This is a genomic window from Allosphingosinicella deserti, from assembly GCF_003012735.1.
Classification (GTDB): domain Bacteria; phylum Pseudomonadota; class Alphaproteobacteria; order Sphingomonadales; family Sphingomonadaceae; genus Allosphingosinicella; species Allosphingosinicella deserti.
In genome coordinates this window covers 355,658-374,434 of the sequence record NZ_PXYI01000005.1, presented here as the reverse complement: position 1 = coordinate 374,434, position 18,777 = coordinate 355,658, and the positions used below count along the sequence as shown (strand labels likewise).

At 67.2% G+C, this 18,777-nt stretch carries 13 protein-coding genes; 10 read left to right on the top strand and 3 right to left on the bottom strand.

The annotated features are described in order from the left end of the window. Positions 1 to 83 precede the first annotated feature (83 nt). From C7I55_RS17010 to C7I55_RS16990, 5 genes are all read left to right on the top strand, one after another. Complete coding sequence (locus C7I55_RS17010; RefSeq protein ID WP_106514196.1) at positions 84 to 968, top strand: MurR/RpiR family transcriptional regulator; 885 nt, start codon at positions 84 to 86, stop codon at positions 966 to 968. A 31-nt stretch (positions 969 to 999) separates the two neighbouring features. Then, positions 1,000 to 2,343, top strand: a complete 1,344-nt coding sequence (locus C7I55_RS17005) for a GntT/GntP/DsdX family permease (RefSeq protein ID WP_199192859.1) — start codon at positions 1,000 to 1,002, stop codon at positions 2,341 to 2,343. A gap of 40 nt (positions 2,344 to 2,383) precedes the next feature. Beyond that, entirely contained in the window at positions 2,384 to 3,307 is a 924-nt protein-coding gene (locus C7I55_RS17000; protein WP_106514195.1) for an SMP-30/gluconolactonase/LRE family protein, read from the top strand. A gap of 260 nt (positions 3,308 to 3,567) precedes the next feature. After that, positions 3,568 to 5,511: a TonB-dependent receptor domain-containing protein gene (locus C7I55_RS16995; RefSeq protein ID WP_106514194.1), complete on the top strand. Its 1,944-nt coding sequence runs from the start codon at positions 3,568 to 3,570 to the stop codon at positions 5,509 to 5,511. A 67-nt stretch (positions 5,512 to 5,578) separates the two neighbouring features. Further along, on the top strand, positions 5,579 to 6,346 hold the full coding sequence (locus C7I55_RS16990) for a LytTR family DNA-binding domain-containing protein (RefSeq protein WP_146151049.1): 768 nt from the start codon (positions 5,579 to 5,581) through the stop codon (positions 6,344 to 6,346). A gap of 24 nt (positions 6,347 to 6,370) precedes the next feature. Here the strand turns inward: C7I55_RS16990 and C7I55_RS16985 are convergent, their stop codons facing one another. Then, a complete protein-coding gene (locus tag C7I55_RS16985) occupies positions 6,371 to 6,823 on the bottom strand; it encodes an Lrp/AsnC family transcriptional regulator (RefSeq protein WP_106514192.1) in 453 nt (150 codons plus the stop codon). Between the two features lie 127 nt (positions 6,824 to 6,950). Here C7I55_RS16985 and alr point away from each other — a divergent pair, with 127 nt between their 5' ends. The 3 genes from alr to C7I55_RS16970 are packed head-to-tail and all read left to right on the top strand — an operon-like array spanning position 6,951 to position 9,717. Next, the gene (gene alr, locus C7I55_RS16980) at positions 6,951 to 8,054 is read left to right on the top strand and encodes an alanine racemase (RefSeq protein WP_106514191.1); all 1,104 of its coding nucleotides are present in this window, start codon (positions 6,951 to 6,953) and stop codon (positions 8,052 to 8,054) included. A 34-nt stretch (positions 8,055 to 8,088) separates the two neighbouring features. Then, entirely contained in the window at positions 8,089 to 9,345 is a 1,257-nt protein-coding gene (locus C7I55_RS16975) for a D-amino acid dehydrogenase (RefSeq protein ID WP_106514190.1), read from the top strand. 24 nt (positions 9,346 to 9,369) lie between these two features. Further along, positions 9,370 to 9,717 (top strand): RidA family protein, encoded by a 348-nt coding sequence (locus tag C7I55_RS16970; RefSeq protein WP_106514189.1) that lies wholly within the window; start codon positions 9,370 to 9,372, stop codon positions 9,715 to 9,717. Between the two features lie 106 nt (positions 9,718 to 9,823). On the opposite strand, the gene C7I55_RS16965 is transcribed toward C7I55_RS16970, so the two are convergent. Continuing rightward, the gene (locus tag C7I55_RS16965; protein WP_106514188.1) at positions 9,824 to 12,622 is read right to left on the bottom strand and encodes an exo-rhamnogalacturonan lyase family protein; all 2,799 of its coding nucleotides are present in this window, start codon (positions 12,620 to 12,622) and stop codon (positions 9,824 to 9,826) included. 119 nt (positions 12,623 to 12,741) lie between these two features. On the opposite strand from C7I55_RS16965, the gene C7I55_RS16960 reads away from it, so the two are divergent. Beyond that, positions 12,742 to 13,134: a DUF6491 family protein gene (locus C7I55_RS16960; RefSeq protein ID WP_106514187.1), complete on the top strand. Its 393-nt coding sequence runs from the start codon at positions 12,742 to 12,744 to the stop codon at positions 13,132 to 13,134. A 52-nt stretch (positions 13,135 to 13,186) separates the two neighbouring features. Here C7I55_RS16960 and C7I55_RS16955 read toward each other — a convergent pair whose 3' ends face one another. Further along, on the bottom strand, positions 13,187 to 15,154 hold the full coding sequence (locus C7I55_RS16955) for a rhamnogalacturonan lyase (protein WP_456297919.1): 1,968 nt from the start codon (positions 15,152 to 15,154) through the stop codon (positions 13,187 to 13,189). Between the two features lie 274 nt (positions 15,155 to 15,428). Here C7I55_RS16955 and C7I55_RS16950 point away from each other — a divergent pair, with 274 nt between their 5' ends. Continuing rightward, positions 15,429 to 18,635 carry a TonB-dependent receptor gene (locus tag C7I55_RS16950; protein WP_106514186.1) on the top strand — a complete coding sequence of 1,069 codons (3,207 nt, stop codon included), beginning with the start codon at positions 15,429 to 15,431 and terminating at the stop codon, positions 18,633 to 18,635. Positions 18,636 to 18,777 lie beyond the last annotated feature (142 nt).

Sequence of the window (18,777 nt, the reverse complement as noted above, 5' to 3'; positions counted from 1 at the left end):
TGCGGTGCGGGCACGGCTTTACTTTGCCCGGGCGGCATGGAAGTGCTCTCAGGATCCAACCACTCTTTCCGCAGGGACCCGGCGTGCAGCCTCTCGATATCGTCGACCGGATTGCGCGTCACCGCGACAGCTTGCGCCCCTCGGAGCGCCGGGCGGCGCAGGCGATCCTCGACGATCTCGGCGCGGGCGCCTCGGCGAGCATCGGCGAGTTGGCGAAGAAGGCCGGAGTCTCCCAGGCGACGATCACCCGTCTTGCCAAGGCGATCGGTCTCAAGGACGTGCGCGAGATGAAGGTCGCGCTCGCGCGGGCGAGCGCGGTCGGCAATCGCTTCATCGCCGCGCCGGCGGCCGAGCAGGAAAAGGATGCCGCGCCATCCGTCTCGAAGCGGGTGCTCGGCGACATCGTCCAGGCGATGCAGGTCAACGAAGCCTTGCTCGATCCGGCGGAGGTGCAGGCGGCGGCGGCGATGCTCAACGGCGCGCGGATGATCTACATCTTCGGCATGGGCGGAAGCTCGACGATGCTGTCGCTGGAGGCGGGAAACCGCATGTTCCGCCTCGGCCTCGGCGCCGCGGCCTATACGGACGGAATGACCCAGCGGATGGTTGCGGCCAGCGTGCAGCCGCAGGACGTCGTGCTCGCTTTCTCGATGACCGGGGGCCTCGGCGAGCTCAACACCAGCTGCGCGACCGCCAAGGGCTATGGCGCAAAATTGCTGGCGCTGACCGCGATCGGATCGCCGCTGGCCGGTATCGCCGATCTCAGCCTGCCGGTGCAGACGATGGAAACGGATTTCATCTTCAAGCCCTCGGCCTCGCGCTACGCGATGATGATGGTGCTCGACGTGCTGATGACCGAGCTCGCCCTGCTGCGCCGCCCGGTTTCACAGGAAACGCTGCGGCGGGTGAAGCTCGCGCTCGACGGCTTCCGCCAGAGCGGCAACGATCGGCAACCGCTCGGCGACTGACGCCGCAAATTTCCGCTGGGGGGCGGCACACGTGACCGACAATCTGACGCTCCTCCTGCTGGCGCTGGCCGCCGTCGGCGGCCTCATCCTGCTGATCGCCCGCTTCAACCTCAATCCGTTCATCGCGCTGATCCTCGTCTCGCTGCTGCTCGGCGCGGGCGCGGGCATGCCGCTCGACAAGCTGCTGGCAACCTTCGAGGCCGGCGTCGGCAACACGCTCGGCCACATCGCCCTGGTCGTCGGCATCGGCACGATGCTCGGCAAGATGATGGCCGAATCCGGCGGCGCCGAGCGGATTGCGCGGACGATGATCGGCTGGTTCGGCCCGACGCGAGTCCATTGGGCGATGATGACCGCGGCGCTGGCAATCGGCCTGCCGGTCTTCTTCGAAGTCGGCTTCGTGCTGCTGATGCCGATCGTGTTCACCGTCGCCAAGCGGACCGGCACCTCGATCCTCAAGATCGGCCTGCCGATGGTCGCCGGCCTGTCGGTGGTCCACGGCCTGGTGCCGCCGCATCCCGCCGCCCTGCTCGCGGTCACCGCCTATCAGGCGGATATCGGCCTCACGATATTGTTCGCCCTGATCGTCGGACTGCCGACGGCGGCGATCGCCGGGCCGATCTTCGCGACTTTGATCGACCGCCACGTCGTCGTGACCGGCGTCAATCCGATGGCCGAGGCACTGACCGAGGAGGTGCGCGACACGGCGCAGCTGCCCGGCTTCGGGATCACGCTTGCGACGATCCTGTCGCCGGTGGCGCTGATGCTGCTCGGCAGCGCGGCCAATGCGATCGCGCCAGCGGGCAGCCTCGCCAATCAGGCGCTGCGGCTCGCCGGCCACCCGGTGACCGCGTTGCTGATCGGCCTGCTGCTCAGCTTCGTGACCTTCGGCAGCGCGCGCGGGTTCGACCGGGCGACGATCGCGCGGTTCATGGAGGATTGCCTCGCGCCGACGGCGATGGTCACCCTGGTCGTCGGCGCCGGCGCCGGCTTCGGCCGCATCCTGATGGAGAGCGGGATTTCGGCGGCGGTGGTCGAGACCGCGCAGCATATCCAGGTTCCGTTGCTGCTGCTCGCCTGGTCGGTGGCGGCGATGATGCGGATCGCGACCGGATCGGCGACGGTGGCGATGTCGACCGCCGCCGGAATCGTCGCCCCTTACGCGGTCGGCGGCAGCGTCTCTCCGGAGCTGCTGGTGCTCGCGACGGGTGCGGGATCGCTGATCCTGTCGCACGTCAACGATGGCGGCTTCTGGCTGGTGAAGACCTATTTCGGGCTCACCGTCGCGCAGACGTTCAAGACCTGGACGGTGTGCGAGACCCTGATCTCGGTGATCGCCCTGCTGCTCACCCTGGCGCTCGCAACATTGGTGTGACGCGGCTACGGCACCGCGCTGTGACGAGAAGGAACCGGCCATGACCCGCTTCGGCCTGCCCGCCGCTATCGCCGCCGCGGCCTTGCTCTCCGGTGCGCCCGCGTCCGGCGGGGAGACGCGCGCCTTCGTCGCGCACGACCATGTCGGCGACAACGTGTTCACCAAGGGCATCGAAGGTCCGGCGGTCGGACCCGACGGCAACCTCTACGTGGTCAATTTCGGAAAGGAGGGCACGATCGGTCGCGTCCGCGCGCAGCGCGACGGATCGGGGCGCGCCGCCTTGTTCGCCACCCTCCCCGCTGGCAGCATCGGCAACGGCATTCGCTTCCTCGCCGACGGGCGGATGCTGGTCGCCGATTACAAGGGCCATCGCCTGCTCTCGGTGTCGCCGAAGGGCGTGATCGGCGCCTATGCCGATCTCCCCACGGCACATCAGCCCAACGATCTCGCCGTCGCGCCGGACGGCCTGGTCTACGCCAGCGATCCCGATTGGGCGCACGACAGCGGCCGCGTCTGGATGATCGGCAAGAACGGCAAGGCGTCGATCCTCGAAGAGGGGATGGGTACGACCAACGGCATAGAGGTCAGCCCCGACGGCCGCCGCCTCTATGTCGGCGAGAGCGTCCAGCGCCGGATCTGGGTCTACGACCGCCAGGCCGACGGCACCCTCTCCGGCAAGCGCCTGTTCGCCAGCTTCGCCGATCACGGCCTCGACGGCATGCGCTGCGATGCGGCGGGCAATCTCTACGTCACCCGCCACGGCGGCGGCAAGGTCGCGGTGTTCGCGCCGGACGGGACGCTGCGCCGCGAGATCCCGCTCAAGGGCAAACTCCCGAGCAACATCGCCTTCGGCGGCCGCGACGGCCGCACCGCCTTCGTCACCGTGCAGGACCGCGGCGCGATCGAAAGCTTCCGCACCGACGTGCCGGGCCGTGAGTTCCGGGGCGCACGCGGGCTGCGGTAAGGCATGTCCGCCCATACGGACTGACTCACCGCAGCGCTCGAGATCAGGCGATCGCGCCTCAGAAGCACTGATTTCGGGAGCGCGCATCGAACGAACTCCTTCCGTTGCAGCCGCGCTCCAGCAGCGGGCGACGAAGCGCCGGGACGCGCCCGCATTCGTCCCATCGTCACAAAATTCCTCCCACCGCACCCCTGCGATTGCCGCTCGGAAGCCGCTGCGCAAGCGCTGCCCGGCATCAGATCCAGGGAGATGCTTCGACGATGTCACCATATATTCGGGCCTGCCTCAGCGGGCTTGCGGCCACCCTATCTGCGAGTTCCGCTGCGGCACAGAGCGAGGATCCCGTCCGCGACCCGCCGCAGGGAAGTGCGACACGCGCGGCCGAGGACGCCTTCGGCGCCACGGTGGGAATCAACCAGGTCGGCCTGTACAGCCCGTACCAGACTCGCGGGTTCGACCTGATTTCCACCGGAGGCGCATTCCGCATTGACGGGTTCTACTTCCATCCGGCGGCGCTGCCGTCCGATGCCCTCGTCTCGGGCTCGTCGATCAACGTCGGGATCGCGGCGACGGCGCTGGATCTCTCCTCTCCGACGGGGGTGGTGGGCTATCGTCTCCGCGAACCGGGCGCGCGCACGTCCCTGACGCTCACCGCTGGAACGCGCGGGTTCGGATCGCCGAGTCTCGAGACAATTGCCGACGTGGTGAGCGGCGACGGCAGATGGGATCTCACCGCTTACGGCTTCGCCAGTCCGGAGGAGAAGTGGGCGACCGGCCAGGAGGGATCCCGATACGATGTCGGCGCGGTCGCGCGCTGGATGCCAGGCCCCGCGACCCGCCTGCGCCTGTTCGCCGGGATCAGCGGGGATACTCATGACGGCGATCTTGCCGTCCTTCCGCAGGATGCGGCGAACCCGCCGCCGCTCCGGGTCCGCCGCCACTATGCGCCGGACTGGGCACGAACACGCGCCACCACCACCAATCTCGGCGCCTTGTTCGAGCATCGGTGGGGCGACTGGACGATCGGCGCCTCGGCGATACGATCGACCCGAAATTCCCCGCGCACCGACACGACGGTGCTGGAGATCGACGGTGCGGGTCTGGCGACGAGCACGGTCTACCACACGGACTCCGCCGACATCCGCTCGGACTCTGCCGAGGCGAAGGCGTTCCGGTCGCTTGGGCTTCTCGGTGCGCGCCACCGGATCGGGGTTGCGGTGCGGCAGCGCAATTCGGTCAGCCGCCGCGCCGATGCCGTCGCCTTTCCGGCCGGCCGCTTCGACATAGCGGGCGTCCCGGTTGCCGTGCCCAGCCCCGATTTTCCGGACGATGTCCCGTCGACACGGGACCAGGTCAACCAGCGCATCCTGAGTGCCACCTATGAGCTTTCGGCGGGGGATGCGTTCGAGCTGCGCCTGGGCATCCACCGCAACCGCTACGAAAAAAAAGTCCGCAACGCACTCGGCGCGCAGTCGGCGCAGCTCGACAAAAGCTGGCTCTACAGCGCGTCGGCGCTCTGGAATCCGACTTCGAAATTGCATCTGTTCGCGAGCTACGTTTCAGGCCTGGAGGAATCGGGCCTCGCGCCGGACGCCGCGCTCAATCGCGGCGAGGTCCTGCCGCCGGTCGAAGCGCGGCAATATGAAGTGGGTGTCCGCTACGATCTCACGCCGCGCCTCGGCCTAATCCTCGCCGGGTTCGACATCCGCAAGCCGATCTACGGCCTGCGCGCCGATTCGATCTACGCCCCGGTCGGCACCGTCCGCCACCGCGGTGTCGAAGCCTCGCTTACCGGCCAGCTGACGCCCACGACCACCCTGGTGTTGGGTGCCAATCTCGTTCGGCCCAGAATCTCGGGCGAGCAGGTCGACGCCGGCATCGTCAACCCGGTCGCGCCGGGAGTCTCCCGCTTCAATGGGACGATTGCCGTCGAGCAGAAAATCACGGACCGCTGGAGCGTGGACGGGTATCTGCTCTACGAGGGAAAGCGCCGCCGCGACAGTCTCGGCGCCACCGAGGTGGCGGGCGTGCCGTTCGCGATCCTCGGCACCCGCTACGACTGGACGGCGGGAAAGGCGGCCCTGTCGCTGCGGGTACAGCTGGTCAACGCCCTCGACCGCAAAGGCTATTATGCGACACCTTATGGGCCGCTGGTGCCGATTTCCGGACAGCATATGCGCATTCTTCTCACCACACGGCTCTGATATGCATCACGACCTTTCGACCACGACCCGCCTGCGCTTCCACCGATTCAGAAGGGACGCCCGAACGATGATCAATCTCGCCGCCCGCTTCGCACGCGCCTGGAGCCCCGCCGAGCCGCGCCGCGCCGAGCCGCATCCGACCGAAAGGGCGTGGGCGCGGCGGCTTGCTCCCCTTGCCCTCATTCCCGCCGGTGCGGCTTACTGCCTGCTCTACGAAAGCATCTTCGAGCGCGAGCATCTCGACCTGGTCGGAAGTCTGATCTGGGCGATCGCGACGCTGAGCCCCTGGGTCGCCGGAGCGATGCTGTTCGAGCGCCGCGCCCGATCGGCGCCGACGCGGGCGCACCTGCTGATCCTGGGTGTCGGCCTCGCCTGCGCCGCTTATGCGGCGAGCAGTGTCGCGGCCTTGTGGCTGGGCTCCGGCGCCGAACGCGCCTATTTCAGCCGGCTGCCGCTGCTCGGCGTGGCGCTGCTCGCCGCGTCGCTCTATCCGATCAAGGCTCCAGCGCAGCCGGTCCACGATCTCGCCCCCACCGGCGATACTCCTCCGGTTGCGCCGGCGGACATTCTGTTCGCGTGCGCCGCCGGCAATTATGTCGAGCTTCATACCGAGACCCGCACCATCGTCTGGCGTCAGACGATGCGCAACGCGGAACGGGTATTGCGCGATGCGGGCTTCGTTCGGGTCCATCGTTCCTATCTCGTGCCGTGGCGGACGATCGACATGCTGGTGCGCGATGGCCGAAGCGTCGTCGAAGTGGCGCTGCGCAACGGCCGCCGGCTCCCGGTCTCGAGCCGCTACGCGAACAATCTCGCCAGCCAGACGCTGCAATAGCCGCGAACCGGAAGGCAGGTCGGTTCAGCCGGTCGGCGCGGCCAGGACGCTGCGGATCGCGAAGCTGGAATGGATCCGCGCGACGCCGGGCAGGCGCGAGAGGATTTCCTTGTGGATCGTCTCGTAGGCGGCCGGGCTCGTCGCGGAGGTACGCAGGATATAATCCTCGTCGCCGGTCATCAGGAAACATTCGACGATCTCGGGATGGCGGCGGACTGCTTCCTCGAAGCGGTTGAGCTGCTCCTCTGTCTGCTTCTCGAGGGTGATGCGGACGATCGCCACCACCGCCTCGCTCTCGTGCGGCCCGGCGATCAAAGCGGCATAACCGCGGATCACCCCTCCCGTTTCGAGCGCGCGGACCCGCCGCAGGCAGGCGGAGGGCGACAGGCCGACGGCCGCCGCGAGCGCATTGTTGGGCAGACGCCCGTCGCGGCGGAGAAGACCGATGATCCGGCGGTCGATCTGATCGAGCTGCATTGAAATCCTGTTTCGTGACCACGCAACATTCGCACTGTGCTTGGCGCCTATAGGGCATAACCTGCGAAAGAGCGGCAGCCAATTCGAACAAGGACCCGCTAGCCTCCGCGGCAGGGAGAAGCAGCGGATGCAGCACCAGGACGCGGGCGGTGGCGCCCGGCTGACCATCGATCTGGAGGCGATCCGCGCCAATTACCGGGCGCTTGCCGCGGTGGTCGCGCCTGCGCCTGTCGGGGCGGTGATCAAGGCGGACGCCTACGGCCTCGGCGCCGCCCGCGTTGCGCCGTCGCTCGCCGAAGCGGGCTGCCGAACGTTCTTCGTCGCGATGCTCGACGAGGCGCTCGCGCTGCAGCCGTTGCTGCCGGCGGATGCGAGGCTTTACGTCTTGAACGGACTTGCGCCGGGCACGGAAGCGGAATGCGCTGCTGCGGGGATCGCGCCGGTCTTGAACTCGCTCGCCCAGGTGCGGCGCTGGCAAGACGTGGTCGCACAGCGGCGCGAACCGGTTGCGGCGGCGCTTCAGATCGACACCGGCATGAGCCGCCTTGGCTTGTCCGCAGGGGAAGCGGACGTCGCCGCGCGGGAAATGGCAGGAGCCGCAGGCATGGGCATCGATCTGGTGATGAGCCATCTCGCCTGTGCCGACGATCCCGCCGATCCGTCCAACCAGCGCCAGCTCGAAGCCTTCCGTCGGCTGTCCGCCCTGTTTCCGAACGCCCGCCTCTCGCTCGCCAATTCGGGCGGCGCTTTGCTCGACGCCCGTTTCCACTTCGCGCTCGTCCGCGCCGGGATCGCGCTTTACGGCGCTCCGCCAATTTCGGCTGCGGGGGTGACCATCGCGCTGACCGTTCAGCTTTCGGCGCCGATCATCCAGGTTCGCACGATCGCGGCCGGCGACGGCCTCGGCTATGGGCTCACCGGCGGCGCGGATCACGAACGGCAGGTCGCGATCCTCGGGATCGGCTATGCCGATGGCTGGCCGCGGCAGCTCGGCAACACAGGTGCCGCCTATCACCGCAGGGTCCGCCTGCCGATCGTCGGCCGGGTCTCGATGGACAGCCTTGCGGTCGACGTGACGATGCTCGCCGAAGAGGTGCTATGCGAAGGCCTGCATCTGGAGCTGATCGGCCCCAATCAGTCGCTCGATCAGGTGGCGCGCGATGCCGGCACCATCCCGTACGAAATCCTCACGCGCCTCGGCCGGCGCTTTTCCAGAACATGGGTCAATTGATGATGCAGCACAGTCCATCTCCGCGAGCGACATCGTGAAGGTCGCGATCCTCGGCAGCGGGGTGATCGGCACCACCACCGCCTGGTATCTCGCCAAGGCGGGGCACGAGGTCGTCGTCGTCGATCGCCAGCCGGCGGCGGCGATGGAAACGAGCTTCGCCAATGCCGGCGAGATCTCGCCCGGCTATGCCTCGCCCTGGGCGGCGCCGGGCATCCCGGCCAAGGCGATACGCTGGCTGCTGATGAAGCACGCGCCGCTGATCCTGCGGCCGGCGATCGACCGGCACATGCTCGCCTGGCTGGTGAGCATGCTGCGCAACTGCACCGCCGAACGCTATGCGATCAACAAGGCGCGCATGGTCAGGCTGGCCGAGTTCAGCCGCGACCGGCTGATCGACCTGCGTGGCGAAACCCGAATCGACTATGATCAAAGAAGCCTCGGCACGTTGCAGCTCTTCCGGACCCAGGCGCAGCTCGACGCCGTCGGCAAGGATATCGAGGTGCTGCGCGCCTACGGCATCCCCTACGATCTGCTCGATCGCCGCGGCTGCATCGCCGCCGAACCCGGCCTCGCCGCGTCCAAGGCGCCGATCGCCGGCGGCTTGCGGCTGCCGAATGACGAAACCGGCGATTGCTTCAAATTCACCACCGCGCTCGCCGCCCTCGCCGAAGCAGCCGGCGTGCGCTTCCGCTTCGGCACGTCGATCCAGCGGATCGTTGCGTCGGGCGGGACAATTCAGTCGGTGATCACCGACGGCGGCGCGATCAAGGCCGACGCCTATGTCGTTGCGCTCGGCAGCCATTCGCCGCAGCTGCTGGCGCCGCTCGGCCTCAGGCTGCCGGTCTATCCGGTAAAGGGCTATTCGATCACCGTGCCGGTGGTGCGGCGGGACATCACGCCGGTTTCGACCCTGCTCGACGAAAGTTACAAGGTGGCGATCACCCGCCTCGGCGACCGCATCCGCGTGGGCGGCATGGCCGAGATCAGCGGCTACGATCTCGGCCTGCACGAGCGGCGCCGGCAAACGCTCGAACATTCGCTGACCTCGCTCTTCCCCGAGGCGGGCGATCTTGGCCAGGCAAGCTTCTGGGCCGGGCTGCGGCCCATGACTCCGGACAGCACGCCGGTGATCGGCGCGACCCGCTATCCCAATCTGTTCCTCAACACCGGCCACGGCACGCTCGGCTGGACGATGGCCTGCGGCTCGGGCCACGTCGTCGCCGACATGATCGGCGGCAAGACCCCCGCGATCGAGGTTCACGATCTCGGCATCGCCCGCTACGGCGCCTGAGCAACATTACGCAAGGAGAACGACATGACCATCACCCGCCTTCATTCCGGCCCGCGCATGAGCCAGGCCGTCATCCACGGCAACATCGTCTATCTCGCCGGCCAGGTCGGAGCGCCCGGCGAGAGCGTCACCGTGCAGACGCAAAGCGTGCTCGCCGCCATCGACGCGCTGCTCGCCGAAGCCGGCACCGACAAGACCCGAATCCTGACCGCGACCATCTGGCTCGCCGACATGGCCGACTTCGCCGAGATGAACGCCGTCTGGGACAGCTGGGTCGTCGCCGAGCACGCACCAGCCCGCGCCACCGGCGAGGCGAAGCTCGCAACGCCGGATTACAAGGTGGAGATCATCGTCACGGCGGCGCTGGCATAAGGCAACGGACGGGGGCCTCCGGAGACGGAGACCCCTCGTTTGCCAGCGGCCTGCTCCCGCCTGCCTCGACGGGAGGCTTGATGGAGCGAGGGACTCCCGAGGGCGCTTAGCGTTGCGCTGCGCCCGATTGCGCCCAGGCTTCCTCCAACGCGTCGCCGACCAGCGCCAGATTCTGGATCGCCGCCAGACCCCATTGGGCGGTCGCGTTGGTCGAGACTTTGGGAGCTTCGGCGACCGGTTTCAGCACTGCCGGTCCGTCCACCTTTCGCGCCGCGATGCCCATGCCGAGACCGGCCTCGCCCGGAAAGAACTCGGCCCAGGCGCGGCGGGCAAGGGCCGGATCCCCGAGGTGTCTGGCGGCGAAGGCGGTGAGGCGCGAATGGCCTTCCTTGAGGTTGCGGCCGCCGCGGTCTCGCGATCCCGTCAGCGCCGCGAATTGCGCCGGCGGTGCATTGTAGGCGACGCAATAATCGAGCCAGGCCTTCTCGTAGGCGGGCACGTCGAGCAGGTCGAACAGTTCGGAATTGATCTCCACGGCGCCGAACACGCTGTTCAGGTGACTGACGCTGACCTCCGTTCCCGGCCCGAGGAAGCGGCCGCTGGCGAGATCGTATTTCGCCCCGCCGGCGAACCATTGTTTGGGAAGGGCGGCGATCGAGGTCATGCCGGCGACGATGCGGTCGCGCCACTTCTTGTCCCCGGTTCGCTCCCATTCGGTCAGCCAGGCGCCTACGAGGGAGCACCAGCTGGTGCCGAACTGGAGGAAGATCTGGCCGTCCCGCAGCGGCGTGTCGGCGGTGACCGCGCCGGTGCCGCCGGGCGGCGCGGAGCCCGGCCGGCGGGCGCCCACCTTGCGGCCGATGTCGACGTGGACGAGGGTGCGATCACTGTCGAGCAATTCGCGCATCAGATCGCCGACCCGCTCGTCGGCGGTTAGATAATAATAGATGCGCCGGTAGGTGGCGTTGGACACGCGCGGCTGCTTGGAGCTGTCGCCCCAATGCTGGACGGCGTGACGGGTGCCGAGCCCGCGGAAGCGGCCGAGATGATAGACGTCGACCTCGCCGGTGTGCCGCGTCATTGCCTCGGCCATGCGGAAGACCTTCGGATCGCCCGAGCGCAGGAAGCTCAGCCACAGCCAGAGATCGGGCGAAAGCTCGCTGTTCGCCCAGGCAAAGCCGCCGATGTCGTAGCGCCAGACGTGGCGATCGGCATCGTAGGTGTGCATGACGTCGCCATAATTCCAGAAACCGTACCAGCGGCGCTGCTCCACCTGCTCGCGGTAGAAGCTGAGCAGAGTGTCGTTCTGCGCCTCGATCGCGGCCTTCGCCGGGGTCGATCGATCCGGCAGGCTCCAGTCGCCGAACACGCCGGCGGCATGGATCCGCGCGGGCGTCGGCACCAGCCGCGGTGGCCTCGCGACGCATTCCGCCATGGCGGCGAAGCGCTCCCGGGTCGGCGTCGCGGGCAGCGCCCAGAGGGTGAATTCGGTGGTGCGGGCGATGCCGTGCGGCGTCCCCCAGCCTTTCTCATAATCCTCGTAGGTGATGTCGAGGCCTTCATTCTCGGCGACATGTTCGTTCATGCCCATGCCGTCGTGAAAGAAGCGCAGGTCCATCACCGGCGCATCCGGCGAATGGTACCAGAGCGTGAAATCGGCGGCGTCTTCATGGGCGTTGCGGATGTCGAGCCGCACCGGGTGGCGCTGCCAGAAATCGGTCATGCCGAAGGCGACTCCCCCCGCCGGACCGCCGACGAAACCGAGCCCGTTGGCGCGCGTGCCGCCATCGGCGTCGATCCAGCCATGGCCGGGCCTGGTGCGCTTGGCGATGCTGAACCCGTCCGCATTGGGCTGGCTGAGCGTGAAGTCTCCCCACAGCGGCACGTAGGGCAAGCCCTCGCGCACCGGTGCCGCCATCTCGGCGACCGGTGGCACCTTGAGACCTGCGACCTGGGCGTCCCGGAACGGCTTGCCCGGATCGCGGCGGAGGCCGGTGAGCGGCTGCACCGCTTCGGCCCAGACCCCATCACCAGTGCCGGCGAAACGGACATGCCGGTCATAGGGCAGATCGGTCATCGGCACCTGGCCGGTGAGACCGAGGCCGCTGAGGAAATCCGTCTGCTCGTCGCCGTCGAAGATGAAGGAATGAACGATCCGCACGCTCTCGGCGCCGGCATAGAAATAGAGCCGCATCGAGAATGGGAGCCAGGCGCGCCCCGCGCCATCGGTCGCGCCACCGCGATGCCGCCCGTCGACCTTGACCACCGCGCGCACCGGCCCTTCCTGCTCGACCGTCGCCGCGGTGATTTCGCTTTCGAAGCGCTGGCGGGCGATGCTCTCCTCGGTGTCGCCGCCAGGACGATCCTGGGACGTGGCGACGAGCCCGACGGTGCGCAGTGTCTCCCGCGCGCCGTGGCGGGCGGAGAGGATGATGTGCGGGCCGCTTGTGCCGATGCGCCATGCCAGTGGGCCGCTGGTCACCTCGATCGCGTCGCCACGCCAGGCGGCGGCGACCGGCGATGCCGGTGCGCGCGCCTTGCCCGGGCCGAGAGTGAGCGCACCGCCGGTGCCGGAACCGGCCGGAAGCGCGTGGGCGGTCCATTTGATCGATCCGTCCGGCCAGGTCGCCGTCGTCCAGCTCTGCACGGGGAGCGCCTGGCCCGACGCGTCGCGCAGGCCGAAGCGGGTCTTGCGGGTGCCGCGCGGCCAGGGCACGCCCCACGTCTGCCCCTCGTCCACAGCGGGTGGTGCCCCGTCGAGCCAGACGATTTCGGCATCGACAGGCGGCGCTCCGGCGCTGCGGCGGCGGAGCTTCGGTGGGACTGCGCCGAGCACAGGTGCTGCCGCCATTGCGCTGCCCGCAAGCATCGAGTGAACCAGAAACGTGCGCCTGCTGATCGCCATTCGCCCGCACCCTCTCTTGTATCGCTTCTCCAGGGAGTAATGACATGTGAGACAGCATCCCACAATATGCGACGGCATGGAGGCTACTCCACTGGCCGCAGAACAGCTATGTCGGCGGGATGACGAAGACGCTGACCCTGCTGGCAGCACTCGGCGCTGCCTTCGCCGCACCCGCATCTGCGGCGCCTTCCAAGCAGCCGGTGATCGGCGAGGAAGCGTCGATCCCCTTTCCCGAGAGCGGGATCCGCAGCTGGCATGCCGACGACGATCGCACCCTCTGGGTGATCGACCGCCGTCGCGACTGGTACCGGGTCGAGTTGATGCGCCCCTGCGTCGGCCTGCCTTATGCTTATTCCCTGGGCTTCCTGACCCGCGGCACGGGCCGCTTCGATCGCTATTCCGCTATCGCCTATCAGGGTCAGAGATGCCCGGTGAAGAGCGTCGTCCGCAGCGAGGCGCCGCCGGCTAGAAAGGCGCTCCGCGGGTCGAGCGCGGAGAAGGCCGAGGGCTGACCAGCCTTTCTCAACGCGATCTCAGCCGAACGGCCCCACGAACATGCCCGCCCTATCTGCCGCGCGGTGCCATGCCGGTGCCGAGGAAGTAGCTGGTGTGCGGGGGCTGGTTGTAGGCGGTGTTCTGCCAAGCGACGGCCAGGCGGTAGACCGGGTCCTGCATCAGGGTCGGCAGGCCGACGTCGCTGTAATGGGGCGTCAGATAGATCCGCAATTCGCGGCTGTCCTCGCTGCGGACGACGAGTTCCTCCCGCCAATCCCCGAGAATGTCGGCGCTGAGCGCTGGATTGGCCTTGGTGCCGTTGTTGGACGCGACCCCCGCCGGCGCGAGCAGGGACATGCTCTCGCCCTTCTCGAAATCCCATTTGAAAATATTGGCGCCGTCGAGAAGCTCCCGCGACAGATCGCCGTCCCACCAAATCGCGAAATTGATCTGGCGCGGATGGCGGCCGATGACCTTGCCTTTGCTGTCGTACAGATCGGGGCTGTTGATCGCCCAGGCTTCGGCCCCGGGATGACGCGGATCGATGTCCGCAGCGAGGCCGCGGCCGGTGTCCTTCTCCGCCTTGACCGACCACAGAACCTGGCCGGTGCGGGCATCGAGCATCGCCGCGCCGATGCCGCCATTGCGCGACACCTCCTCGTGCACGCCCCATTTCTCGAGCCCAGGCCGGCCAGGATCGAGATCGGAGAGGTGCATGGCATCGCCATGGCGCAGGCCCGAGCTCCACAGACCCTTGCCATTATCGTCCACCGTCATCGATCCGTAGACGATCTCGTCGCGGCCATCGCCGTCGACGTCGGCGACACTCAGCTGGTGATTGCCTTGGCCCGCAAAGGCGTCGTTGCCCGGTGCGGCCGTGTCGAACAACCAGCGCCGGGTGAGCTTGCCGCCGCGATAATCCCAGGCGGCGATGGTCGACCGCGCATAATAGCCGCGGGCCATGACGATGCTCGGCCGCTTGCCGTCGAGATAGGCGACGCCCGCAAGATAGCGCTCCGAACGGTTGCCGTAGCTGTCGCCCCACAAGGCCTTGAGCTGGTCGCCGCTCGGGTTTGGCGTGTCGGGGTGGCGCGGCGGCGCATAAGGCGCGGTCGCGAGTGCGCGGCCGGTGCGGCCGTCGAACACGGTGAGATATTCCGGACCCTTGAGGATCCGGCCGGTGAGCTGGGCGACGCGGCGGCCGTCGGAAAGCTCGGTCGAGCCGGTGCGATCGCTGCTCGCGACATCGCCGCCGGTCTCTCGCCAATCGGCCCTGGCATCGCCGATTGCCTTGCCGGTGCCGTCGACCGTTCCGTCGGCCGTCTTGGCGACCAGCTCTGCGCGGCCGTCGCCGTCGAAGTCGAAGACCATGAACTGGGTGTAATGGGCGCCGGAGCGGATGTTTGGGCCCATGTCGATGCGCCACAGTCTTTTGCCGTCGAGCGTGTAAGCGTCGAACAGGGTCTCGCCGGTATAGCCCGCAAAGGCATTGTCCTTGGCGATCCAGGGATACCATTTGACGATGATCTCGTAGCGGCCGTCGCCGTCGAGATCGCCGACGCTGGTGTCGTTGGCATCGTAGGTGAAGGTCGTGCCGTCGGGCGCGGTGCGAGGGCCCGGCCGGTCGAGCGGAATGGTGAGATAGCCCCGGGGCTGCACCGGCGCGGCGGCGCTCGGTGCTCGCTCCCGGCCGCCGACCACTGCATGGACCGTGTACCGTGCGGACGCCGTGCCGGCCGTGTCGACGAGATCGGTGGCGCCGGTGAGCGGCGCAGACGTGATCCGGCGACCGTCGCGATAGACGGCGAAGGCGGTGCCGCGAGGATCGCTTTCGAGCAGGCGCCAGCTGACCAGATTGCCGGTTCCGCCAGCGGCCGGAACCACCACCAGCCCGCGATCGAGCGCTTCCGCCTCGCGGCCGGACGCAAGCACCGGCGCTTTCGTCGCGGCCATGCCCGCGCCGGCTGCCGCGAGCGCGACACCGCACCCGCCGACCCAGAGCACTGCCTTGCTTCCGATCTTTCCCAGCATCCTCATGCCCTTCTCTCCTCAGCCTTTCCCGCCATCCCCCGGGCCTTTTTGGGCCGTTGACTCGGTCGAGAAATGGCGTTTCTGCAAGGCGAATGGTCATACAATTGACCCGGGATTGCAATCTCTAATCCCACATGGTGGACATGTGTCCCACATTTTTCTTTGCTGCCGCTCCGAATCGCGGTAATGGTCTGACAAGTGGCACCGGCTTCACCGCCGATAAGACCCCAAAGATCCTTTGCAGGGCCGCTCGGCCGGGGACATCTAGGAGAGGCTGAAAGTGACTGAATTCCGGACCGGACGTGGACGTGCGCTTCTGACCACCAGCCGCGTCGCCATCGGCGTCGCCGCAATGACCCTTGCCGCACCCGCCTTCGCGCAGGGCGCCGGCACCGCGCAGCCCGCCCCCACTCCGCGACCCCAGCCCGGCCAGCCGGAGATCGTCCAGCAGCCCAACACCGCGCCGGTGGAGCAGGGCTCCACCACGTCGTCACAACCCCGGCCCGACGAAGCCAACGAGCAGATCGCCGATCCCGCGAACGAGGCGACGAACGTCACCGAAGCGCAGGCCGGTCCGACCGCCGGCGCCGCTGCCGACGAGAGCATCGTCGTCACCGGCACCCGCGCCAGCCTTCAGGGCGCGATCGCCCGCAAGAAGAATGCCGGCACCCAGGTCGACTCGATCGTCGCGGAGGACATCGCCTCCTTCCCCGACAAGAATATCGGCGAAGCGCTGCAGCGGGTGACTGGCGTTCAGCTCAGCCGCGTCGAAGGCGAAGGCTCGCAGGTCAGCATCCGCGGCGTGGAGCCGGATCTCAACCGCGTCGAGATCAACGGTGCCTCGGTGCTCGGCTCGGCCGGCGGCCGCGGCGGCGATTTCCGGGAGCTGGCCTCAGAGCTCGTCAAGTCGATCGACGTGTTCAAGGGTTTCACCGCCGACATGACCGAGGGCGGCGTCGGCGGCACCGTCAGCATCCAGACCCGGCGTCCGCTCGAGCTTCGCGACCCGCTGCTCGCGATCACCGCCTCGATGCAGAACCTGGAGACGCTCGACAAGTGGCGCCCGCGCGGCAACATCACGGCGGGCACGAAGCTTCTGGACGGCCGCCTCGGCTTCCTGGTCAACCTAACCTACGACAAGGTCGACACACGGTCGGACTTCCAGCGCAACACCGAATGGCGCCGCTTCTCGGCCGATGCCACGCAGACCGATCTCAACAACGACAACAAGAAGATCACCGAGAACGCCAACTTTGCCAATATCACGACGCCGCAGGGCTGCAATGCCGTCCCGGTCAGTGCCGGGGCCGGCGCGACCCGCGCCGATTGCCTCGTCCAGTTCGCGGAATTCGTTCCGGGCATCCCGCGCTACAGCAGCTGGGAGCGCAATGACGAGCGCATTTCCGGCGTCGCGACGATCCAGTACCAAGTCACCGACCGGCTCGACGTCTATGCCGAATATCAGCGCAACAGCCGCAAGGTGCGCACGATCGACAACAATTTCGCGGTCGACGTTCAGGCGTTCGGCCGAATCGATAGCGCCAACAATTGCGCCACGTGCACGATCGACGATGCCGGCAATCTGATCGGCTTCACCACCGCGCCGACCGGCAGCTTCAATGCGGCCGGCACCGGCAGCGGCGCAGGTTCGATCTTCAGCGTCCAGTTCCGCGATTTCATCCAGAAGATCACGACCGACTACAAACAAGTCGGCTTCAATTATGATGGGGAGGGCTTCCGCCTCTCCGGGTTCGGCGTGCTGTCGAAGGGCAAGACGTGGAACGACACCAATTCGATCGTGCTCAACGGCACCATCCCGAGCATCCGCGTCGAGCTCGATCCCGAGAGCGGCAATCCACGCTTCGGATTTCCGGCCAATGCCGATCCCTCGGACATCGCAACCTACCTGACCCCGACGGGGGTGACCGGCGCGGTTCGGCCGATCGTCGCGGAATATCAGTATCGGCCGGACGAGATCGATACCAAGGAGAATCAGTTCAAGATCGACGGCGACTTCGATGTCGACTCCTCGTTTCTGAAGCTGATCGAGATCGGCGCGCAATATCGTACGTCGAGCATCCTGCGCTACGGCGGCGGTATCAACTCGACGGGCAGTGAGGTCCCCAACGCCCAGGGCGTGATCGTGCCCACCCCCTACATCACCGCCCGCGCGCAGCTCGGCACCACCGACACCCGGCTGGTACCGACGGCGAACGGCAGCCAGGTCGGCACCCAGCAGATTTCCCCGGCCACCCTTGCGCGTTTCCTGCAGGGCTCGACCGACTTCCTGCCTTATACCTTCTTTCCGGCCGGCGATCGGACCGGGTTGCCCGACACCTGGCTGCGCCCGAACTTCACCGACATCGGCAGCTATTTCGATCAGACCTATGCCAACCACGATCGCCTGCGCGAAGTGAACGGCGTTCCGCAGATCCCCACCCAGGATGTCGACGAGAAGATCTACGCCGCCTACCTGAAGGGCAATTTCGACTTCGAAGTGGCCGGCATGCCGGTGAACGGCAATCTCGGAGTCCGCTATGTCCGCACCGAGGACACGTCCACCGGCTTCGTGCGCACCATCCTGCCGGGGCAGTCGACCGCCGTCAGCGCCGACTTCATCACGATCAGCAACAGCTACGAGGACTGGCTGCCGAGCGCCAATTTTTCGATCGGGCTCATTCCGAACGAGCTGATCCTGTTCGCCGGCGCGTCCAAGGTGCTGGCGCGGCCGAGGCTCGGCAATCTCGCCCCGAACATCACTTGCAACATCGGCGATGTGGTTGCCGAGACCCAGAACAATTGCACGGCGGGCAATCCGGATCTCGAGCCGTATCGCGCCAACCAGTTCGATCTCAGCCTGTCCTGGTATCCTAATCGCGACACCCTGATCAGCGCCGCGGCCTTCTACAAGAACATCCAAACCTTCGTCATCGAGAACGTCTCGACGTTCGACATCGACCTGTTCGGCACCGGCGAGCTGTTCGATCTGCGCCGCCCCGAAAATGGCCGGGGCGCGAAGATCAAGGGTCTCGAGCTCACTGCCCAGACTGCATTCACCTTTCTGCCGACGCCGTTCGATGGCTTCGGCATCCAGGCGAACTACACCTATTCGGACGCCAAGGATGTCGGGCTGCTCAACCAGCTGACCGGCGAGGAGCTGCCTTATCCATTCCTGTCCAAGCACAGCTACAATCTGGTCGCGTATTACGACAAGGACTGGCTGAACGTCCGCGTCGCTTATAACGGCCGCTCGGATTATCTGCGTGCCTCGTCCGAGCGCTCGGGCAATGCCGTGTTCAACGACGGCACCGGCTATCTCGATGCCAAGCTGACCCTGCGCTTCCCCGGCTTCTACGGCGCGTCCTTCTTCGTCGAGGGCAAGAACCTCACCAAGGAAACAGAGCGGCAGACCTCCGGCGACATCCGCATGACCAATTATGAATATTCGGGCCGCCGCTTCTACGCCGGCGCCTCGTTCAAGTTCTGACGAGCCTCCCCGGAAGGCCGGTCTCCCCGACCTCCCGCGAACCTCGGCCCGGTGTGTCATGCACCGGGCCTTTTTTTTCGCCTCGGGGGGAAGGAAAGGAGGGCTTCGATAGGCTCAGCCCGAACGGGTGGTGGGCTTCGGC